This is a genomic window from Pseudomonas sp. HP_08 (assembly GCF_055284095.1).
On sequence record NZ_JBTOQC010000001.1, the window covers coordinates 55,185 to 70,914 of the forward strand.

Here is a 15,730-nt window from a genome sequence, read left to right on the forward strand (position 1 = left end):
AGAGGAAATGGACTACAGCACTAACAGACGTTGCAATAAAATAAGTAAGACAGTTACCACACGAATAAGTGTATTTATGTAGCCTTCCAATTTTCACTTGCAAATCTTATTACCAGTCGTTACTTTTTTAACAACGACTCTTACTAGATACGGGTGCACCCCACTTACCGGGTAAGTGACCGGGCGAGGCAGGCCATTATAATGACGCCATGGCGTACTGTCTTTTAAGTGGGCGCCGCTTATCAGCAGCGTCGAACGGATTCGATCAACATAAACATGGCCAATCAACTGCACCCTTCCCTTTGTCATGGCCGACCGGGCCTGACAATTCTTTTTGAATGGCCGTGTGTATAACCATGTTCAAAAAGGAATAGACCATGAACAACAAATCTTCACGCTCGACTTCAACATCGTCAACCCCGATGGACCTGACGGCTGCGGTAGAAGAGTTCGTTGCCCAGGGCGGTGTCATTGCCGTCATTGCCGACGGTGAATCAGCAGAGCAGACGACGGGGATGAGCGACAAGGAACAGGCGGCACGCGAACCTGAACTTGACCTGCAGGCGCGGCTGGCACTGCTCAAATCACTGGCCAATAAAGGTGCCGGGGTTTCATCGTTGCAGTATTCCTTGCGCATGAACAAGAAGGACATTCGCCAACTGGCACTGAAACATGGCATCACGATCAACTTCAGCCGGCCGGTCAGAGAGAACCGGAACGCCGCCAGGCACGAGGCGCTCGACGTCGATGACGTGCTCGCCGGGCACGCCATGCATTACTCCAGCCTGGGTTACACGGTGCCTGAAATTGCGCAGGCGCTGGGGCTGAGCATTCGCCAGGTCTGGAATATCGGCAAGGCCTATCGGTTCGAGTTCAAGCAGCAGAAGCAAGGCGATACGCCCTGAACAGAACACCGCACACAGGCACGGGCACACCGGGCGTCGGATGCAAACTGTGCAACATGGCAGGAGAACACCCTTAGTTCATGTAGGAATCATCTACAGAACACAGATCATTCATCTTCACAGCAAGTAAGCTTCTGAAAAAATTCATTTACCCAGAATGAATTGCGCAATAGTGAAGCGCATAGCCAGCATGAGGCCGTCCGAAGCGTTTGCTGACAAAAGCGACTAACGTTATTGGTACCCCCACATAAAGGAGGATACATGCGCATTCCTGTACCTCATCGACTCGACACTTTTCGAATCGACCCGACACAATCATATAGATGGAAATATCATGTCCATACTGAACGAATACAGAAAGCTGGAACAGGCCTTGAAGGCTTGTCAGGAACGGCTTGAATCGCTCAAACACAGCGAGCAACTTTCCAGAGACCTGGCCTTTGAACAAAAACTGCTGACGCTGTTAAAGCGCCATAGCATGGGGATTGAAGACTTGCTGGTTTTTATTCCGAAAGCTGCGCGACAGTGCGTGCCGACGCTGCAAGAGGAGTCGCCTGCCTACAAGGCCTGCCCACCGGTGCAACGCAAGGCTGGCAGACCCCGCATAAAGGCATGAGGCGGTCATGCCGGCGTGCAATGCAGCCCCGGCCGGGGCTGCATTGCATCGTCAGGACGCGACTCAGAAGAACTTGCGGTTCTTGTTCGCAGCAATACGCATGCGCAGTGCATTGAGCTTGATGAAGCCCGCAGCGTCGGCCTGGTTGTAGGCACCGCCGTCTTCTTCGAAGGTGGCAATGTTGGCGTCGAACAGCGAGTCATCGGACTTGCGGCCCGTCACGATCACGTTGCCCTTGTACAGCTTCAGGCGGACCACGCCATTCACGTGCGCCTGGGAGGCATCGATCATCTGTTGCAGCATCAGACGCTCAGGGCTCCACCAGTAGCCGGTGTAGATCAGGCTGGCGTAACGCGGCATCAGCTCGTCCTTGAGGTGAGCCACTTCACGGTCCAGGGTGATCGACTCGATGGCGCGGTGAGCGCGCAGCATGATGGTGCCGCCCGGGGTCTCGTAGCAGCCACGGGACTTCATGCCCACATAACGGTTCTCGACGATGTCGAGGCGACCGATGCCGTTCTCGCCGCCGATGCGGTTCAGTTCAGCCAAAACCTGGGCCGGGCTCAGATCCTTGCCGTCGATGGCAACGATGTCGCCATTGCGGTAGGTCAGCTCGAGGTAGGTCGGGGTGTTAGGCGCGTCTTCGGGCGACTTGGTCCAGCGCCACATGTCTTCTTCGTGCTCGGTCCAGGTGTCTTCCAGTACACCGCCCTCGTAAGAGATGTGCAGCAGGTTGGCATCCATGGAGTACGGCGACTTCTTCTTGCCGTGACGCTCGATCGGGATGGCGTGCTTTTCAGCGTAATCCATCAGTTTTTCGCGCGACAGCAGGTCCCATTCACGCCATGGCGCAATGACCTTGACGCCGGGCTTGAGGGCATAAGCGCCCAGCTCGAAGCGAACCTGATCGTTGCCCTTGCCGGTGGCGCCGTGGGAGATCGCGTCGGCGCCGGTTTCATTGGCGATTTCGATCAGGCGTTTGGCGATCAGTGGACGTGCGATGGAAGTACCCAGCAGGTACTCGCCTTCGTAGACAGTGTTGGCACGGAACATCGGGAAGACGAAATCGCGCACGAACTCTTCGCGCAGATCGTCGATGTAGATTTCTTTGACGCCCATGGCCTGCGCCTTGGCGCGTGCAGGCTCCACCTCTTCGCCCTGCCCCAGGTCAGCGGTGAACGTCACCACCTCGCAGTTATAGGTATCTTGCAGCCACTTCAGAATTACTGAAGTATCGAGGCCACCCGAATACGCCAGAACGACCTTGTTTACGTCCGCCATGCCATCACTCCACCGGGTTGTACGGAAAACCGTCGAGTCTACCGTTCAAACCGGCAGATTTACAGTGGCGCGACAGCGTGTGATGACCAGGCGACAGTTCTTGCCAACCCTTGCGGCGTCAGGATGCCTTGCCGGGCGCGCCTGTTGCGGACGGTGCAGGCGCCGGCAGAGTCGCCGCCGGAGCGACCGGTGGCAGTTCTGCCGGGGCGGCGGGCACGGGCCGTTCTTGAGGGGCAACGCGCTCCAGTTGCACATTTACCCGGCGGTTGCGCGCGCGGTTGGCATTGTTGGTGTTGGCTGCCAGCGGGTAGCGTTCGCCATGAAAACGCAGGGTGATCTGCTCTTCAGGCACGCCATTGGCCTTGAGATAGTCCATGACCGCCAACGCCCGGCGCCGTGACAGGTCGCGGTTGGTGAGGCGGTTGCCGCTGTTGTCCGAGTGGCCGTCCAGTTCGATATGGTTGACCGTCGGGTCAGCCTTCAGGTACGCGAGCATGTTGTCCAGGCGCGCCTTGGCCTTGGCATCGAGTTCGATACCGCCGCCGGGGAAGCCCACCTCGGCTTGCTTGATCTGATCGAAGTTCATCGGCAGCAATTTGGCCGTACAGGCCTGATACTCGCCGAAAGCCTCACGGAACCGGGCCGGCAACAGGCGCACTTCCATCGCGCCGCCGCCGTCACGGGCAAAGTGACGAATAACCGGGCTGCGGCCTTCGAGCAGACCGGTAATCAGACGACCGGCTTGCGCCTGGGTGGTATTGAACGGGATTTCGCCGTTGCTGACGCGCACCGACCCCAGATTGATGTCGCCACGCCCCGGCTGCCAGGGCGAGGCGGCCGCCAGCAGCGTCGCAGAGCCATTGCCCAGCGTGTTGTAAGAAGCCTTCAGGCGAAAGGTCGCCTGCTCGCCGGCGCGGCGCACGAATTCGCCGGCGCCCAGGTCCGTGATGGGCTGGCTCAGACGGCACTCGAACTGATCGCCCTCGACCTTCCACTCGATGCTTTCCAGGCGCGTCTGGAAATTGACCGCCACAGCGGGAAGGCTGACGACGAGGCTGAGCAGGGCTAGATATCGCTGGCGCACGGGAGGCTCCACCTGAAAAAATGCCGGCAAAACAGAAAAATGCCGACCTACTTGCTTGCTATCGGTAACTTCCTACAAAACTTGATAGCGAGTGCCTGAGACTGTCTTTTCCGGTAGCATTCCGCGAGTTCGAACCGCCTGGAATCCCCAATGTCCGACCGCCTGACCCTATTGCGCCCCGACGACTGGCACATCCATCTCCGTGACGGAGCTGTGCTGCCTCATACCGTCGCCGACGCTGCGCGCACCTTTGGCCGCGCAATCATCATGCCCAACCTGGTGCCTCCCGTACGCAACGCGCAACAGGCCGATGCCTACCGCCAGCGTATCCTCGCAGCACGGCCAGCCGGCAGCCGCTTCGAACCCTTGATGGTGCTGTACCTGACCGACCAGACCACGGCCGAAGACGTGCGCACCGCCAAGGCCAGCGGCTTCGTGCATGCAGCCAAGCTGTACCCGGCCGGCGCGACCACCAACTCCGATTCCGGCGTCACCAGCCTCGACAAGATTTATCCGGCCCTTGAAGCCATGGCCGAAGTCGGCCTGCTGCTGCTGGTGCATGGCGAGGTCACCCGTGGCGAGGTCGACGTGTTCGATCGCGAAAAGATCTTCATCGACGAACACCTGCGCCGTGTCGTCGAGCGCTTCCCGACCCTGAAGGTGGTGTTCGAACACATCACCACCGGCGACGCCGTGCAGTTCGTCAACGAGGCGTCCGCCAATGTTGCGGCGACCATCACCGCGCATCACTTGCTGTATAACCGCAATCACATGTTGGTGGGTGGCATTCGTCCACACTTCTATTGCCTGCCGATCCTGAAGCGCAACACGCATCAGGTGGCACTGCTTGACGCTGCCACCGGTGGCAGCAACAAGTTCTTCCTGGGCACCGACTCGGCGCCGCATGCCCAGCATGCCAAGGAAGCGGCTTGCGGCTGTGCCGGCTGCTACACCGCCTATGCCGCCATCGAGTTGTATGCCGAAGCGTTTGAACAGCGCAATGCACTGGACAAGCTCGAAGGTTTTGCCAGCCTGCATGGCCCGGCGTTCTACGGTTTGCCTGCCAACCAGGACACCATCACTTTGATTCGCGACGAATGGACAGCGCCAGCCAGCCTGCCGTTTGGCGAACTGAACGTAATCCCGCTGCGCGCAGGTGAAAAACTGCGCTGGCGTGTTCTGGAGGAAAACGCGTGAGTGACGATCATCTCGACGACGATCTCGACATCCACCACGGCGGCGGCTCGCGCCACCCGATGGCCGCACGCTTTCGCGGCTATCTGCCGGTTGTGATCGATGTCGAAACCGGCGGTTTCAACTCGGCCACCGACGCCCTGCTGGAAATTGCAGCCGTCACCATCGGCATGGATGAAAAAGGTTTCGTGTACCCCGACCACACCTACTTCTTCCGTGTGGAGCCCTTCGAGGGCGCCAACATCGAAGCGGCAGCGCTGGAATTCACCGGGATCAAGCTCGACCATCCACTGCGCATGGCTGTCAGCGAAGAAACCGCGCTGACCGACATCTTCCGTGGCGTGCGCAAGGCCATCAAGGCCAATGGCTGCAAGCGTGCGGTACTGGTCGGCCACAATGCCAGCTTCGACCTGGGCTTCCTTAATGCCGCCGTGGCGCGCCTGGACATGAAGCGCAACCCGTTTCATCCGTTCTCCAGCTTCGATACCGCGACCCTGGCCGGCCTGGCCTATGGTCAGACCGTGCTCGCGAAGGCCTGTAATGCCGCTGGCATGGACTTCGACGGTCGCGAGGCACACTCGGCCCGCTACGACACGGAAAAGACTGCAGAGCTGTTCTGCGGCATCGTCAACCGCTGGAAAGATATGGGCGGCTGGCGCGATTACGACTAAATCCGCTTGCGCACCTGCACCACGCAGGTGCGCATTGGGTGACACGGTTATTGCAACACCGCACCATTCATCGGGCTGGCTGAATCCGGTTCAAAACAATTTTGACAAGCATTCTCATTATCATTAGTCTCGTCGGCAACTAGCAATCAATGCACAGCGACGGTTCAAGCTTATGTATGTTTGTCTCTGCCAAGGTGTTACTGACGGCCAGATCCGGGATGCCATTCTCGAAGGCTGCTGCAGTTATCGCGACGTTCGCCAGACACTCGGTGTTGCTACGCAATGCGGCAAATGCGCTTGTCTCGCCAAACAGGTCGTACGCGAAACCTTGACCGAACTCCAGACCAGCCAGGCCTCGCTGGCTTATCCTGCAGAATTTTCTGCAGCATAAAAGACCCTGTTTTATCGAACCGGACCTTGTGTCCGGTTTTTTTATGCCTGCAATTCAATTACTTAGCGCCAAGATGCAGAACTCAAACATTCTTATTCAGATTTAAATTCACTTATTATTCAATAACTTAGGTTTGACAGCCGTTTAGTGCCGGCTCAAACTCGCCGCCTATAGACATTAGCCTGCGGCAGGAACACAACATGAAAGGCGACATTACAGTCATCCAGCACCTCAACAAGATCCTCGGTAACGAGCTGGTCGCCATCAATCAGTACTTCCTGCATGCGCGTATGTACGACGACTGGGGCCTGACCAAAATCGGCGCCCACGAGTACCGCGAGTCCATCCAGGCAATGAAAGATGCCGACAAGGTCATCAAGCGCATCCTGTTCCTTGAAGGCCTGCCTAACCTTCAGGACCTGGGCAAGATCCTGATCGGCGAGCACACCAAGGAAATGCTCGAGTGCGATCTGCGCATCGAGCACAAAGGCCTGGCCGATCTGAAAGCTGCCATTGCGCACTTTGAAACCGTGGGCGATTTCGGTAGCCGCGAACTGCTCGAAGACATCCTGGAGTCCCAGGAAGAGCATATCGACTGGCTGGAGACCCAATTGGGCCTGATCGTCAAAGTCAGCATCGAGAACTACCTGCAGTCGCAGATGGACAGCTGATAACGCTGCCGGTCGCGCAATGAAAAAGCCCCGCTCTGTTGCCAGAAGCGGGGCTTTCTTTTGCCTGTCTGCTTGTGCCTGCCGGGTTCAGACCCGGCAGGTCACCGGCATCAAGCCTTGGCTTGTTCTACAGCCTGCTTGACCAGGGTCTGCAGCTCGCCGTTCTGATGCATTTCGACGATGATGTCGCTGCCGCCGACCAGTTCGCCGCCTACCCACAGTTGCGGGAAAGTCGGCCAGTTGGCGTACTTGGGCAGATTGGCGCGAATTTCCGGGTTCTGCAGAATGTCGACGTAGGCGAACTTTTCACCGCATGCCATCAACGCCTGGGAGGCCTTGGCAGAAAAACCGCACTGTGGCGCGTTGGGAGCGCCTTTCATGTAAAGCAGGATCGTGTTGTTGGCAATCTGCTCTTTAATCGTTTCGATGATATCCATGAAGCACCTCGGCTGAACTTTCCGACTCAGATGTCGGCACGGTGGCGCATTGTAACGGAAAGCCGAGCGTGGCGCTCAGTCTTATACCGCTCTGGCACAGTGGCACACGCTGCATTCAACTGATATCGGACACCGAACCGATTGGCGTGACCTTGCGCTGCATCTGGATCTCGGTCACGGTTTCGATCTGCTCCTGAGCCACCGGCACGCCGGTCAGCTCACCGATCAGGCGCCAATGCTCATCGAGGCCTGCGCTGATGGTTGCCATCCGATCGATCATCCTGCGTCCCGAAGCCCGGGTAACCTCGTCCTCACTGCGCAGCAACTCAAAAGACATGGAGGTCATCGAGGCCGTGAGATGCGTAAGGGTGCGGGCAGTCAATCCCAGAAGCTCCGTTAATTGACGCTCTTTTGAGTTCATGCCGATAAACCTCCTGTAGATCTGTATGCTTTATAACTCAGGGTTGATACTAAAGATACAAACGACTTCCTGGCGACGTGACGCACATCGCATCACTCACTCATCCACTGCCAGCCCCGGCGTGTACAGGGGTCAACGGGCACATCAGGCAACACACACAGCCCCTTGTGGCTTTATTGCAAATATTGCAAAACAATCGGGGCGCAGTGTACAAATGCTCTCTTGCCCTGATGAACAATGGATGGACTCTTCCCGCTACCCGGTCAATGCCTTCCCGTGGCCATGATGGGTCACCGATCAAGCAAAATACTCCGAACCCCTTATAAATCAACGGCGCCGTTGTGTTGCTGCGACATTTTTTTATACCATCGCGCCTTCCCTATTCGTCGTTCAATCGGCTTTCGCTGCAGGTCACAACCGTTTTCCCGATATAAAACCGGTTATGAACACCTGCGGTCTGTTGCAAAAAAGGTAATCAATAATGAGCGCCAGGCACTTTCTCTCGATGATGGATTACACCCCAGACGAACTGCTGGGCTTGATCCGTCGTGGCGTAGAGCTCAAAGACCTGCGAAATCGCGGCGTACTTATCGAACCCTTGAAGAATCGTGTCCTGGGCATGATCTTCGAGAAATCCTCGACACGTACCCGTCTTTCCTTCGAAGCCGGCATGATCCAGTTAGGTGGTCAGGCCATTTTTCTGTCCCATCGCGACACTCAATTGGGACGCGGCGAACCTATTTCCGACAGCGCCAAGGTCATGTCACGCATGCTCGACGCCGTCATGATCCGTACCTATGCCCACAGCAACCTGGTCGAATTTGCCGCCAACTCGCGCGTGCCGGTGATCAATGGCCTGTCGGACGACCTGCATCCCTGCCAGTTACTTGCAGACATGCAGACCTTCTTGGAGCACCGTGGCTCGATCAAGGGCAAGACCGTGGCCTGGATCGGTGACGGTAACAACATGTGCAACAGCTATATAGAAGCAGCGATTCAGTTCGACTTCCAGTTGCGGGTCGCCTGCCCTTCAGGCTACGAGCCCAATCCTGAATTCCTGGCCCTGGCCGGCGACCGTGTCACCGTGACCCGCGACCCGAAGGCAGCGGTGGCCGGCGCGCATCTGGTCAGCACCGATGTCTGGACCTCCATGGGCCAGGAAGACGAGACGGCCCGGCGCCTGGCGCTGTTCGCGCCCTATCAGGTCAACCGCGCACTGCTCGATCTCGCTGCCGAAGACGTGCTGTTCATGCACTGCCTGCCCGCTCACCGTGGCGAAGAAATCAGTGAAGACGTGCTCGACGACCCGCGCGCCGTGGCCTGGGATCAGGCTGAAAACCGCCTGCATGCACAAAAGGCCCTGCTGGAATTTCTGGTCGCGCCGTCCCGCCAGCCATGAGCCAGTCCTTGCTGCTGAACCTGCGCAACCTCGCCTGCGGCTATCAGGATCAACGTGTGGTGCAGGACCTGAACCTGCACCTCAACGTTGGCGACATCGGTTGCCTGCTGGGCTCCTCAGGCTGCGGCAAGACCACCACGCTGCGCGCCATTGCCGGCTTCGAGCCGGTGCATGCCGGTGAGATCAGCCTGGGCGGCGAGGTCATCTCGCGCCCAGGCTTCACCCTGGCACCGGAAAAGCGCCGGATCGGCATGGTCTTTCAGGACTACGCACTGTTTCCACACCTGAGCGTGGCGCAAAACATCGGCTTTGGCATTCGTCGCCATCCGCGCCTCAATCAGGTCGTCGATGAGCTGCTGGAGCTGGTCAACCTCACAGGGTTAGGCAAACGCTACCCGCACGAACTGTCCGGCGGTCAGCAGCAGCGCGTGGCCCTGGCCCGGGCACTCGCACCCGAGCCGCAATTGCTGCTGCTCGACGAGCCGTTTTCCAACCTCGATGTCGAACTGCGCAAACGCCTGAGCCATGAGGTGCGCAGCATTCTCAAGGCACGCGGCACCAGTGCGATTCTGGTCACCCACGATCAGGAAGAAGCCTTCGCGGTCAGTGATCATATCGGCGTGTTCAAGGAAGGACGACTGGAGCAGTGGGACACGCCCTACAACCTCTATCACGAACCACTGACGCCCTATGTGGCCAGCTTCGTCGGTCAGGGCTATTTCATCCGTGGCCAGTTGCTCGACCATGAATCGATCAACACCGAGCTGGGCGTGCTGCGCGGTAATCGCGCCTACCCCGGTGCGCCCGGCAGCGCTGTGGATGTGTTGCTGCGCCCCGATGACATCGTGCATGCCCCGGACAGTGCTTTGAAGGCGCGAGTGACCGGCCGCACCTTTCAGGGTGCCTCGACCCTGTACAGCCTGCAACTGTCCACCGGCAGTCAGCTTGAAGCGCTGTTCCCCAGCCATGTCGACCATATGCCCGGCGATGAAGTCGCCATCCGTGTAGCCGCCGAACACCTGGTCGCCTTTGCCGCCGCCGGCAGCGTTGCCACCCACAGCGTCAAACGCTGAGACTTCAGCCGCGGCCTATCGCCGCAAAGCGTGCCGCAGTCTGCTGAGCCAGTGCTGCGGCAGGCAACTCCACCTCCAGACCTCGCCGTCCGGCACTGACAAAGATCGTCTCGAATGGCTCGGCGCTCTGGTCGATGAACGTGCGCAAACGCTTCTTTTGTCCCAGCGGGCTGATGCCGCCCAGCAAATAACCGGTAGAGCGCTGCGCTGCCGCCGGGTCGGCCATCTCGGCCTTTTTGACCCCGGCCGCCTGGGCCAGCGCCTTGAGGTCCAGGGTTCCGGCAACCGGCACCACCGCGACCAGCAACTCGCCCTTTTCGCTGCTGGCCAGCAAGGTCTTGAACACCCGCGCCGCCTCCAGCCCCAGCTTTTCGACCGCTTCAAGGCCATAGGAAGCCGCCTTGGGGTCATGCTCGTAGCTGTGCACGCGATGTTCGATACGGTTTTTCTTCAGCAGATCCAGGGCAGGCGTCATGGGGCACTCCATTGCGGACAGGGCGGCCGCCACTTTAAGCGAAAAGTTGCCTCAATGCCGCCGTCCTGCCACCAGAAATTTCCCACATCAAAAGTAGACCGCCATGAAGCGCGCTCAAGGCCGGCCCGGTCTATGGTTCAGGGCAGCTGTCCAAGACCACCCCGGCACGCGGGGCAATAACAATAAAACCGAGGTACGCATGACGCTTTCGATCAACCAGCCCACCCTCACCGGCCAGTGTACGGCCGAGTTTCTCGGCACCGCCCTGATGATTTTCTTCGGCACCGGCTGCGTGGCCGCGCTCAAGGTTGCAGGCGCCAGCTTCGGCCTGTGGGAAATCAGCCTGATCTGGGGCATGGCCGTCAGCCTGGCCATTTACCTCAGCGCAGGTATTTCCGGGGCGCACCTGAACCCTGCGGTCAGCATTGCGCTTTGCCTGTTCGCCGGCTTCGAGCGGCGCAAACTGCCGTTCTACATCGCCGCTCAAGTCGGCGGGGCATTCTGCGGCGCAAGCCTGGTCTATCTGCTGTACGTCAGCCTGATCGTTGACGTCGAACAGACCCGGCTGATGGTGCGCGGCAGCCAGGCAAGCCTGGAACTGGCCGCCGTATTCGCCACCTACCCGCACCCGTCGATCTCGGTCGGCCAGGCGTTTGCGGTCGAAGTGATCATTACCGGCGTGCTGATGGCCGTGATCATGGCCCTGATCGACGACAAGAACGGACTGCCGCGCGGGGCACTGGCACCCTTGCTGATCGGCGTGCTGGTGGCGGTGATCGGCAGCTCCATGGGGCCGCTGACCGGCTTTGCGATGAACCCGGCACGGGATTTCGGGCCGCGCCTGATGACCTTCTGGGCCGGCTGGGGAGACAGGGTCTTTACCGGTGGCCGCGACATCCCCTACATGCTGGTGCCACTGCTGGCGCCGATTATCGGTGCCTGCCTGGGCGCCGCCGGGTATCGTCTGCTGATCGCCCGCCACCTGCCGGGCAGCAAAACCCAGTCCTGCTCTTGAGGCCCATCGACATGACCGACGCCAACAACAAGCACTACATCATTGCCCTTGATCAGGGCACGACCAGTTCGCGAGCCATTGTCTTCGATCGCAATGCCAACGTAGTGAGCAGCGCGCAGAGCGAATTCACCCAGCATTACCCGCAAGCGGGCTGGGTCGAGCACGACCCCATGGAAATCTTCGCTACCCAGAGCGCCTGCATGACCCAGGCGCTGGCCCAGGCCAACCTGCAGCCCGACCAGGTGGCCGCCATCGGCATCACCAACCAGCGCGAAACCACTCTGGTCTGGGAAAAAGACAGCGGCCGGCCGATTCATAACGCCATTGTCTGGCAATGCCGGCGCAGCACGCAGATCTGTCAGCAGCTCAAAAGCCTGGGCCTGGAAGATTACATCCGCAAGACCACAGGCCTGGTGATCGACCCGTATTTTTCCGGGACCAAGCTCAAGTGGATTCTGGACAATGTGCCCGGCAGCCGGGAACGCGCGCGCAATGGCGAGCTGCTGTTCGGCACCGTCGACAGCTGGCTGATCTGGAAACTGACCGCGGGCAAGGTGCATGTCACCGACTACACCAATGCCTCGCGCACCCTGCTGTTCAATATCCATAGCCTGAAGTGGGACGAACGCATGCTTGAGGTGCTGGACATCCCGGCGCAGATGCTGCCCCAGGTCAAAAGCTCCAGTGAAGTGTATGGGCACAGCGAAAGCGGCATCCCCATTGCCGGTATCGCTGGCGACCAGCAAGCCGCCTTGTTCGGCCAGATGTGTGTCGAGCCAGGCCAGGCCAAGAACACTTATGGCACTGGCTGTTTTCTGCTGATGAACACCGGCGACACGCCTGTGCAATCGGCCCATGGCCTGCTGACCACCATCGGTTGCGGGCCTCGGGGCGAGGTGGCGTACGCCCTTGAAGGTGCGGTATTCAATGGCGGCTCCACGGTGCAATGGCTGCGTGATGAGCTGAAAGTAGTCAACGATGCGCTCGACACCGAGTACTTCGCCAGCAAGGTCAAGGACAGCAATGGCGTGTATCTGGTCCCGGCCTTCACCGGCCTGGGCGCGCCCTATTGGGACCCTTATGCCAGAGGCGCCCTGTTCGGCCTGACCCGTGGAGTGAAGATCGACCACATCATTCGTGCAACCCTGGAGTCGATCGCGTTCCAGACCCGCGATGTGCTGGATGCCATGCAAAAGGACTCCGGTGCACGTCTCAAGTCGCTGCGCGTCGACGGCGGTGCGGTGGCCAACAATTTCCTCATGCAGTTTCAGGCCGACATTCTCGGCACCCACGTCGAGCGTCCGCATATGCGCGAAACCACGGCACTGGGCGCCGCATTCCTGGCGGGGCTGGCCACCGGTTTCTGGAGCAACCTGGACGAACTGCGTAACAAGGCCGGGATCGAGCGGGTCTTCGAGCCGCAACTGGACGAGGCGCAAAGACAGCGTCACTACGCCGGCTGGCAAAGGGCCGTGGAGCGCACCCGCGACTGGGCGCCTCATGATGACGAGCCATAAACGCGGGCAATGACAGGCAGGACACGGCTGGGTCATGATGGGCGCCACGTTTAAAAGGCGCCCACATCAAGGAACACCATGAACCTGCCTCCTCGCCAGAAACAGCTCCTGGAACTGGTGCGTGAACGCGGCTATGTCAGCATCGAGGAAATGGCCACCCGGTTCGTCATGACGCCACAGACCATTCGCCGCGACATCAACCAGCTTGCGCAAATGAACCTGTTGCGCCGCTACCATGGCGGCGCGGCGCACGACTCGAGTGTTGAGAACACCGCTTATGCGATGCGCGCCGACCAGATGCGTGACGAAAAGCAGCGCATCGCCGAGGCCGTCGCCGCACTGATTCCGGACAACGCCTCACTGTTCATCAACATCGGCACCACCACCGAAGCCATTGCGCATGCCCTGCTGGGGCACAGCAACCTGAAGATCATCACCAACAACTTGCACGTGGCCTCGATCCTGAGTACCAAGGACGACTTCGAGGTGCTGCTCGCCGGCGGCAATGTGCGGCGCGATGGTGGTGTGGTGGGCCAGGCCTGCGTGGACTTCATCAAGCAGTTCAAGGTCGACTTTGCCTTGATCGGTATCAGCGGCATCGATGAAGACGGCAGTCTGCTGGATTTCGATTATCAAGAGGTTCGGGTGTCTCAGGCAGCCATCGACAATGCCCGTCAGGTCATCCTTGCTGCTGACTCCAGCAAGTTCGGACGCAATGCCATGGTTCGCCTGGGACCGATCAGCCTGATCGACTGCCTGGTCACCGACCAGTTGCCAGCCCCGGCACTGCAACAGTTGCTGGCCCTGCAAAAAATTCGTCTTGAAGTCGCCTGACACTGCCAGGCATTCGAATCAAACCGGACCTGCCGCACATTCATGTAACCGTCATTGGTCGTAAGTCATCCTGTGGTCTATGATTTTCGAAAGTGAACATTTAATGTTCATATGAACCTTCAGAGCACAGCACAGGCTTTGCGCAGGAGATCACTCGATGTCGACTATCAATGCATCGGTTTCACCCGAGATCTACGACATCGTGGTCATCGGCGGCGGTATCAATGGCACCGGCATTGCCGCCGATGCCAGCGGTCGCGGGTTATCGGTGTTGCTTTGTGAACAGGACGACCTGGCCAACCATACGTCCTCGGCCAGCAGCAAACTGATCCACGGCGGCTTGCGCTACCTGGAACATTACGAGTTCCGCCTGGTGCGCGAAGCGCTGGCCGAACGCGAGGTGCTGCTGGCCAAGGCGCCGCATATCGTCAAGCCGATGCGCTTCGTGTTGCCACACCGGCCCCATTTGCGCCCCACATGGATGATCCGCGCCGGGATGTTTCTTTACGATCATCTGGGCAAGCGCGAAAAGCTGCCCGCGTCACGCAGGGTGCGGTTCGGCGCAGACAGCCCACTGAAACCGGCCATCACCCAAGGCTTCGAATACTCCGATTGCTGGGTCGATGACGCTCGTCTGGTGGTGCTCAATGCCATGGCTGCACGAGAAAACGGCGCACATATCCATACCCGTACCCGCTGCGTGAATGCCCAACGGGTCGACGGCCTGTGGCACGTGAACCTGCAGGATCGAGAGGGGCACGCGTTTTCGGTTCACGCCAGGGCACTGGTCAATGCCGCAGGTCCCTGGGTCGCACGTTTACTGCGTGAAGACCTCAAGCAGAATTCGCCCTATGGCATTCGTCTGATTCAGGGCAGCCATCTGATCGTGCCGAAACTCTACGAGGGCGATAACGCCTTTATCCTGCAGAACGAAGACAAACGCATCGTCTTCACCATTCCCTATCTTGAGCACTTCACCATTGTCGGCACCACGGACCGGGAATATCAGGGTGATCCGGCCAAGGTAAAGATCACCGACGCGGAAATGGGCTACATCCTTCAAGTGGCCAATGATCACTTCAAGCGGCAACTGAACCGCAGCGATGTCCTGCACACCTATTCGGGCGTTCGCCCACTGTGCAATGACGAGTCCGACAATCCCTCGGCCATCACCCGCGACTACACCCTGTCATTGAACGGCGCCAGCGGTGAAGCGCCGATTCTCTCGGTGTTCGGCGGCAAGCTGACCACCTACCGCAAGCTGGCCGAATCGGCGCTGGCACAACTGACCCCACGCTTCCCGAGCATGAAGCCAGCCTGGACCGCCCGCGCGCCATTGCCCGGCGGCGAACGCAGCCTCGAAGCCAGCGAGCTGGTGACCCGCTATCCCTGGCTGCCGACCGCATTGGCCCGCCGCTGGGTGCGCACCTATGGCACGCGCACCTGGCAACTGCTCGACGGCGTGCAAAACCTGGCAGGCATGGGCGAGCACTTTGGTGCCGACCTGTATGCGCGGGAGGTCGACTACCTGTGCACCCACGAATGGGCGGTGAACGCTGAAGACATTCTGTGGCGGCGTACCAAAATGGGGTTATTTACCAGCGCCGAACAGCAACTCGCCTTGCAGGCCTGGCTGGACAAGAGAGCCTGCGCAAGCGCTGCATAAATCATTCGGATTTCCGAACGCCGCCGTGGTCAAAATTCGGCTTCCCGGACGCCTTATAAGCGTCCCGAGGCTGAAACAAT

Annotated in this window: 17 protein-coding genes; 12 read left to right on the top strand and 5 right to left on the bottom strand. The window is 59.3% G+C overall.

Annotated features, from left to right (window positions below; translation table 11 throughout):
• Positions 1-377: 377 nt before the first annotated feature.
• Both ACYAS9_RS00275 and ACYAS9_RS00280 read left to right on the top strand, forming a co-directional pair.
• On the top strand, positions 378-905 hold the full coding sequence (locus ACYAS9_RS00275) for a hypothetical protein (RefSeq protein WP_463566342.1): 528 nt from the start codon (positions 378-380) through the stop codon (positions 903-905).
• A 334-nt stretch (positions 906-1,239) separates the two neighbouring features.
• Positions 1,240-1,521: a hypothetical protein gene (locus ACYAS9_RS00280; protein WP_463566343.1), complete on the top strand. Its 282-nt coding sequence runs from the start codon at positions 1,240-1,242 to the stop codon at positions 1,519-1,521.
• Between the two features lie 63 nt (positions 1,522-1,584).
• Here ACYAS9_RS00280 and ACYAS9_RS00285 read toward each other — a convergent pair whose 3' ends face one another.
• A complete protein-coding gene (locus tag ACYAS9_RS00285; RefSeq protein WP_463566344.1) occupies positions 1,585-2,802 on the bottom strand; it encodes an argininosuccinate synthase in 1,218 nt (405 codons plus the stop codon).
• Between the two features lie 118 nt (positions 2,803-2,920).
• A complete protein-coding gene (locus ACYAS9_RS00290; protein WP_463566345.1) occupies positions 2,921-3,886 on the bottom strand; it encodes a flagellar protein MotY in 966 nt (321 codons plus the stop codon).
• A gap of 150 nt (positions 3,887-4,036) precedes the next feature.
• On the opposite strand from ACYAS9_RS00290, the gene pyrC reads away from it, so the two are divergent.
• The 4 genes from pyrC to bfr all read left to right on the top strand — a co-directional run bounded on the left by pyrC (position 4,037) and on the right by bfr (position 6,813).
• Complete coding sequence (pyrC, locus tag ACYAS9_RS00295; protein WP_463566346.1) at positions 4,037-5,083, top strand: dihydroorotase; 1,047 nt, start codon at positions 4,037-4,039, stop codon at positions 5,081-5,083.
• Positions 5,080-5,751, top strand: coding sequence for a ribonuclease T (rnt, locus tag ACYAS9_RS00300; RefSeq protein ID WP_463566347.1), 672 nt, complete (start codon positions 5,080-5,082; stop codon positions 5,749-5,751). Before pyrC ends, rnt begins: the two co-directional genes overlap by 4 nt.
• A 172-nt stretch (positions 5,752-5,923) precedes the next feature.
• A complete protein-coding gene (locus ACYAS9_RS00305; protein WP_459749461.1) occupies positions 5,924-6,142 on the top strand; it encodes a bacterioferritin-associated ferredoxin in 219 nt (72 codons plus the stop codon).
• Between the two features lie 200 nt (positions 6,143-6,342).
• Positions 6,343-6,813, top strand: a complete 471-nt coding sequence (gene bfr, locus ACYAS9_RS00310) for a bacterioferritin (protein WP_459749462.1) — start codon at positions 6,343-6,345, stop codon at positions 6,811-6,813.
• 110 nt (positions 6,814-6,923) lie between these two features.
• On the opposite strand, the gene grxD is transcribed toward bfr, so the two are convergent.
• Together grxD and ACYAS9_RS00320 are read right to left on the bottom strand one after the other, a co-directional pair.
• Complete coding sequence (gene grxD, locus ACYAS9_RS00315; RefSeq protein ID WP_463566348.1) at positions 6,924-7,250, bottom strand: Grx4 family monothiol glutaredoxin; 327 nt, start codon at positions 7,248-7,250, stop codon at positions 6,924-6,926.
• 115 nt (positions 7,251-7,365) lie between these two features.
• Positions 7,366-7,671, bottom strand: coding sequence for a hypothetical protein (locus ACYAS9_RS00320; protein WP_463566349.1), 306 nt, complete (start codon positions 7,669-7,671; stop codon positions 7,366-7,368).
• A 481-nt stretch (positions 7,672-8,152) separates the two neighbouring features.
• Here ACYAS9_RS00320 and argF point away from each other — a divergent pair, with 481 nt between their 5' ends.
• Both argF and ACYAS9_RS00330 read left to right on the top strand, forming a co-directional pair.
• Positions 8,153-9,070, top strand: a complete 918-nt coding sequence (gene argF / locus ACYAS9_RS00325) for an ornithine carbamoyltransferase (RefSeq protein ID WP_463566350.1) — start codon at positions 8,153-8,155, stop codon at positions 9,068-9,070.
• Positions 9,067-10,143: an ABC transporter ATP-binding protein gene (locus tag ACYAS9_RS00330; RefSeq protein WP_463566351.1), complete on the top strand. Its 1,077-nt coding sequence runs from the start codon at positions 9,067-9,069 to the stop codon at positions 10,141-10,143. Before argF ends, ACYAS9_RS00330 begins: the two co-directional genes overlap by 4 nt.
• A gap of 4 nt (positions 10,144-10,147) precedes the next feature.
• Here ACYAS9_RS00330 and ybaK read toward each other — a convergent pair whose 3' ends face one another.
• On the bottom strand, positions 10,148-10,618 hold the full coding sequence (gene ybaK, locus ACYAS9_RS00335) for a Cys-tRNA(Pro) deacylase (RefSeq protein ID WP_463566352.1): 471 nt from the start codon (positions 10,616-10,618) through the stop codon (positions 10,148-10,150).
• A gap of 199 nt (positions 10,619-10,817) precedes the next feature.
• On the opposite strand from ybaK, the gene ACYAS9_RS00340 reads away from it, so the two are divergent.
• The 4 genes from ACYAS9_RS00340 (at position 10,818) to glpD (ending at position 15,650) form a co-directional block, all read left to right on the top strand.
• Positions 10,818-11,633 carry an MIP/aquaporin family protein gene (locus ACYAS9_RS00340; RefSeq protein ID WP_463566353.1) on the top strand — a complete coding sequence of 272 codons (816 nt, stop codon included), beginning with the start codon at positions 10,818-10,820 and terminating at the stop codon, positions 11,631-11,633.
• Positions 11,634-11,644: 11 nt separating this feature from the next.
• Positions 11,645-13,150, top strand: a complete 1,506-nt coding sequence (gene glpK / locus ACYAS9_RS00345; RefSeq protein WP_463566354.1) for a glycerol kinase GlpK — start codon at positions 11,645-11,647, stop codon at positions 13,148-13,150.
• 78 nt (positions 13,151-13,228) lie between these two features.
• Complete coding sequence (locus ACYAS9_RS00350; RefSeq protein WP_463566355.1) at positions 13,229-13,984, top strand: DeoR family transcriptional regulator; 756 nt, start codon at positions 13,229-13,231, stop codon at positions 13,982-13,984.
• Between the two features lie 157 nt (positions 13,985-14,141).
• Positions 14,142-15,650: a glycerol-3-phosphate dehydrogenase gene (gene glpD, locus ACYAS9_RS00355; RefSeq protein WP_463566356.1), complete on the top strand. Its 1,509-nt coding sequence runs from the start codon at positions 14,142-14,144 to the stop codon at positions 15,648-15,650.
• Positions 15,651-15,730: the final 80 nt, after the last annotated feature.

What these genes read in the sequence shown, in the direction of transcription:
- ACYAS9_RS00340 (WP_463566353.1), top strand. Translation starts at nt 10,818, where the DNA reads ATGACGCTTTCGATCAACCAGCCCACCCTCACCGGCCAGTGTACGGCC.
- ACYAS9_RS00320 (WP_463566349.1), bottom strand. Translation starts at nt 7,671, where the DNA reads ATGAACTCAAAAGAGCGTCAATTAACGGAGCTTCTGGGATTGACTGCC.
- ACYAS9_RS00285 (WP_463566344.1), bottom strand. Translation starts at nt 2,802, where the DNA reads ATGGCGGACGTAAACAAGGTCGTTCTGGCGTATTCGGGTGGCCTCGAT.
- ACYAS9_RS00330 (WP_463566351.1), top strand. Translation starts at nt 9,067, where the DNA reads ATGAGCCAGTCCTTGCTGCTGAACCTGCGCAACCTCGCCTGCGGCTAT.
- bfr (WP_459749462.1), top strand. Translation starts at nt 6,343, where the DNA reads ATGAAAGGCGACATTACAGTCATCCAGCACCTCAACAAGATCCTCGGT.
- pyrC (WP_463566346.1), top strand. Translation starts at nt 4,037, where the DNA reads ATGTCCGACCGCCTGACCCTATTGCGCCCCGACGACTGGCACATCCAT.
- ACYAS9_RS00275 (WP_463566342.1), top strand. Translation starts at nt 378, where the DNA reads ATGAACAACAAATCTTCACGCTCGACTTCAACATCGTCAACCCCGATG.
- ybaK (WP_463566352.1), bottom strand. Translation starts at nt 10,618, where the DNA reads ATGACGCCTGCCCTGGATCTGCTGAAGAAAAACCGTATCGAACATCGC.
- ACYAS9_RS00350 (WP_463566355.1), top strand. Translation starts at nt 13,229, where the DNA reads ATGAACCTGCCTCCTCGCCAGAAACAGCTCCTGGAACTGGTGCGTGAA.
- ACYAS9_RS00280 (WP_463566343.1), top strand. Translation starts at nt 1,240, where the DNA reads ATGTCCATACTGAACGAATACAGAAAGCTGGAACAGGCCTTGAAGGCT.
- glpK (WP_463566354.1), top strand. Translation starts at nt 11,645, where the DNA reads ATGACCGACGCCAACAACAAGCACTACATCATTGCCCTTGATCAGGGC.
- glpD (WP_463566356.1), top strand. Translation starts at nt 14,142, where the DNA reads ATGTCGACTATCAATGCATCGGTTTCACCCGAGATCTACGACATCGTG.
- argF (WP_463566350.1), top strand. Translation starts at nt 8,153, where the DNA reads ATGAGCGCCAGGCACTTTCTCTCGATGATGGATTACACCCCAGACGAA.
- grxD (WP_463566348.1), bottom strand. Translation starts at nt 7,250, where the DNA reads ATGGATATCATCGAAACGATTAAAGAGCAGATTGCCAACAACACGATC.
- ACYAS9_RS00305 (WP_459749461.1), top strand. Translation starts at nt 5,924, where the DNA reads ATGTATGTTTGTCTCTGCCAAGGTGTTACTGACGGCCAGATCCGGGAT.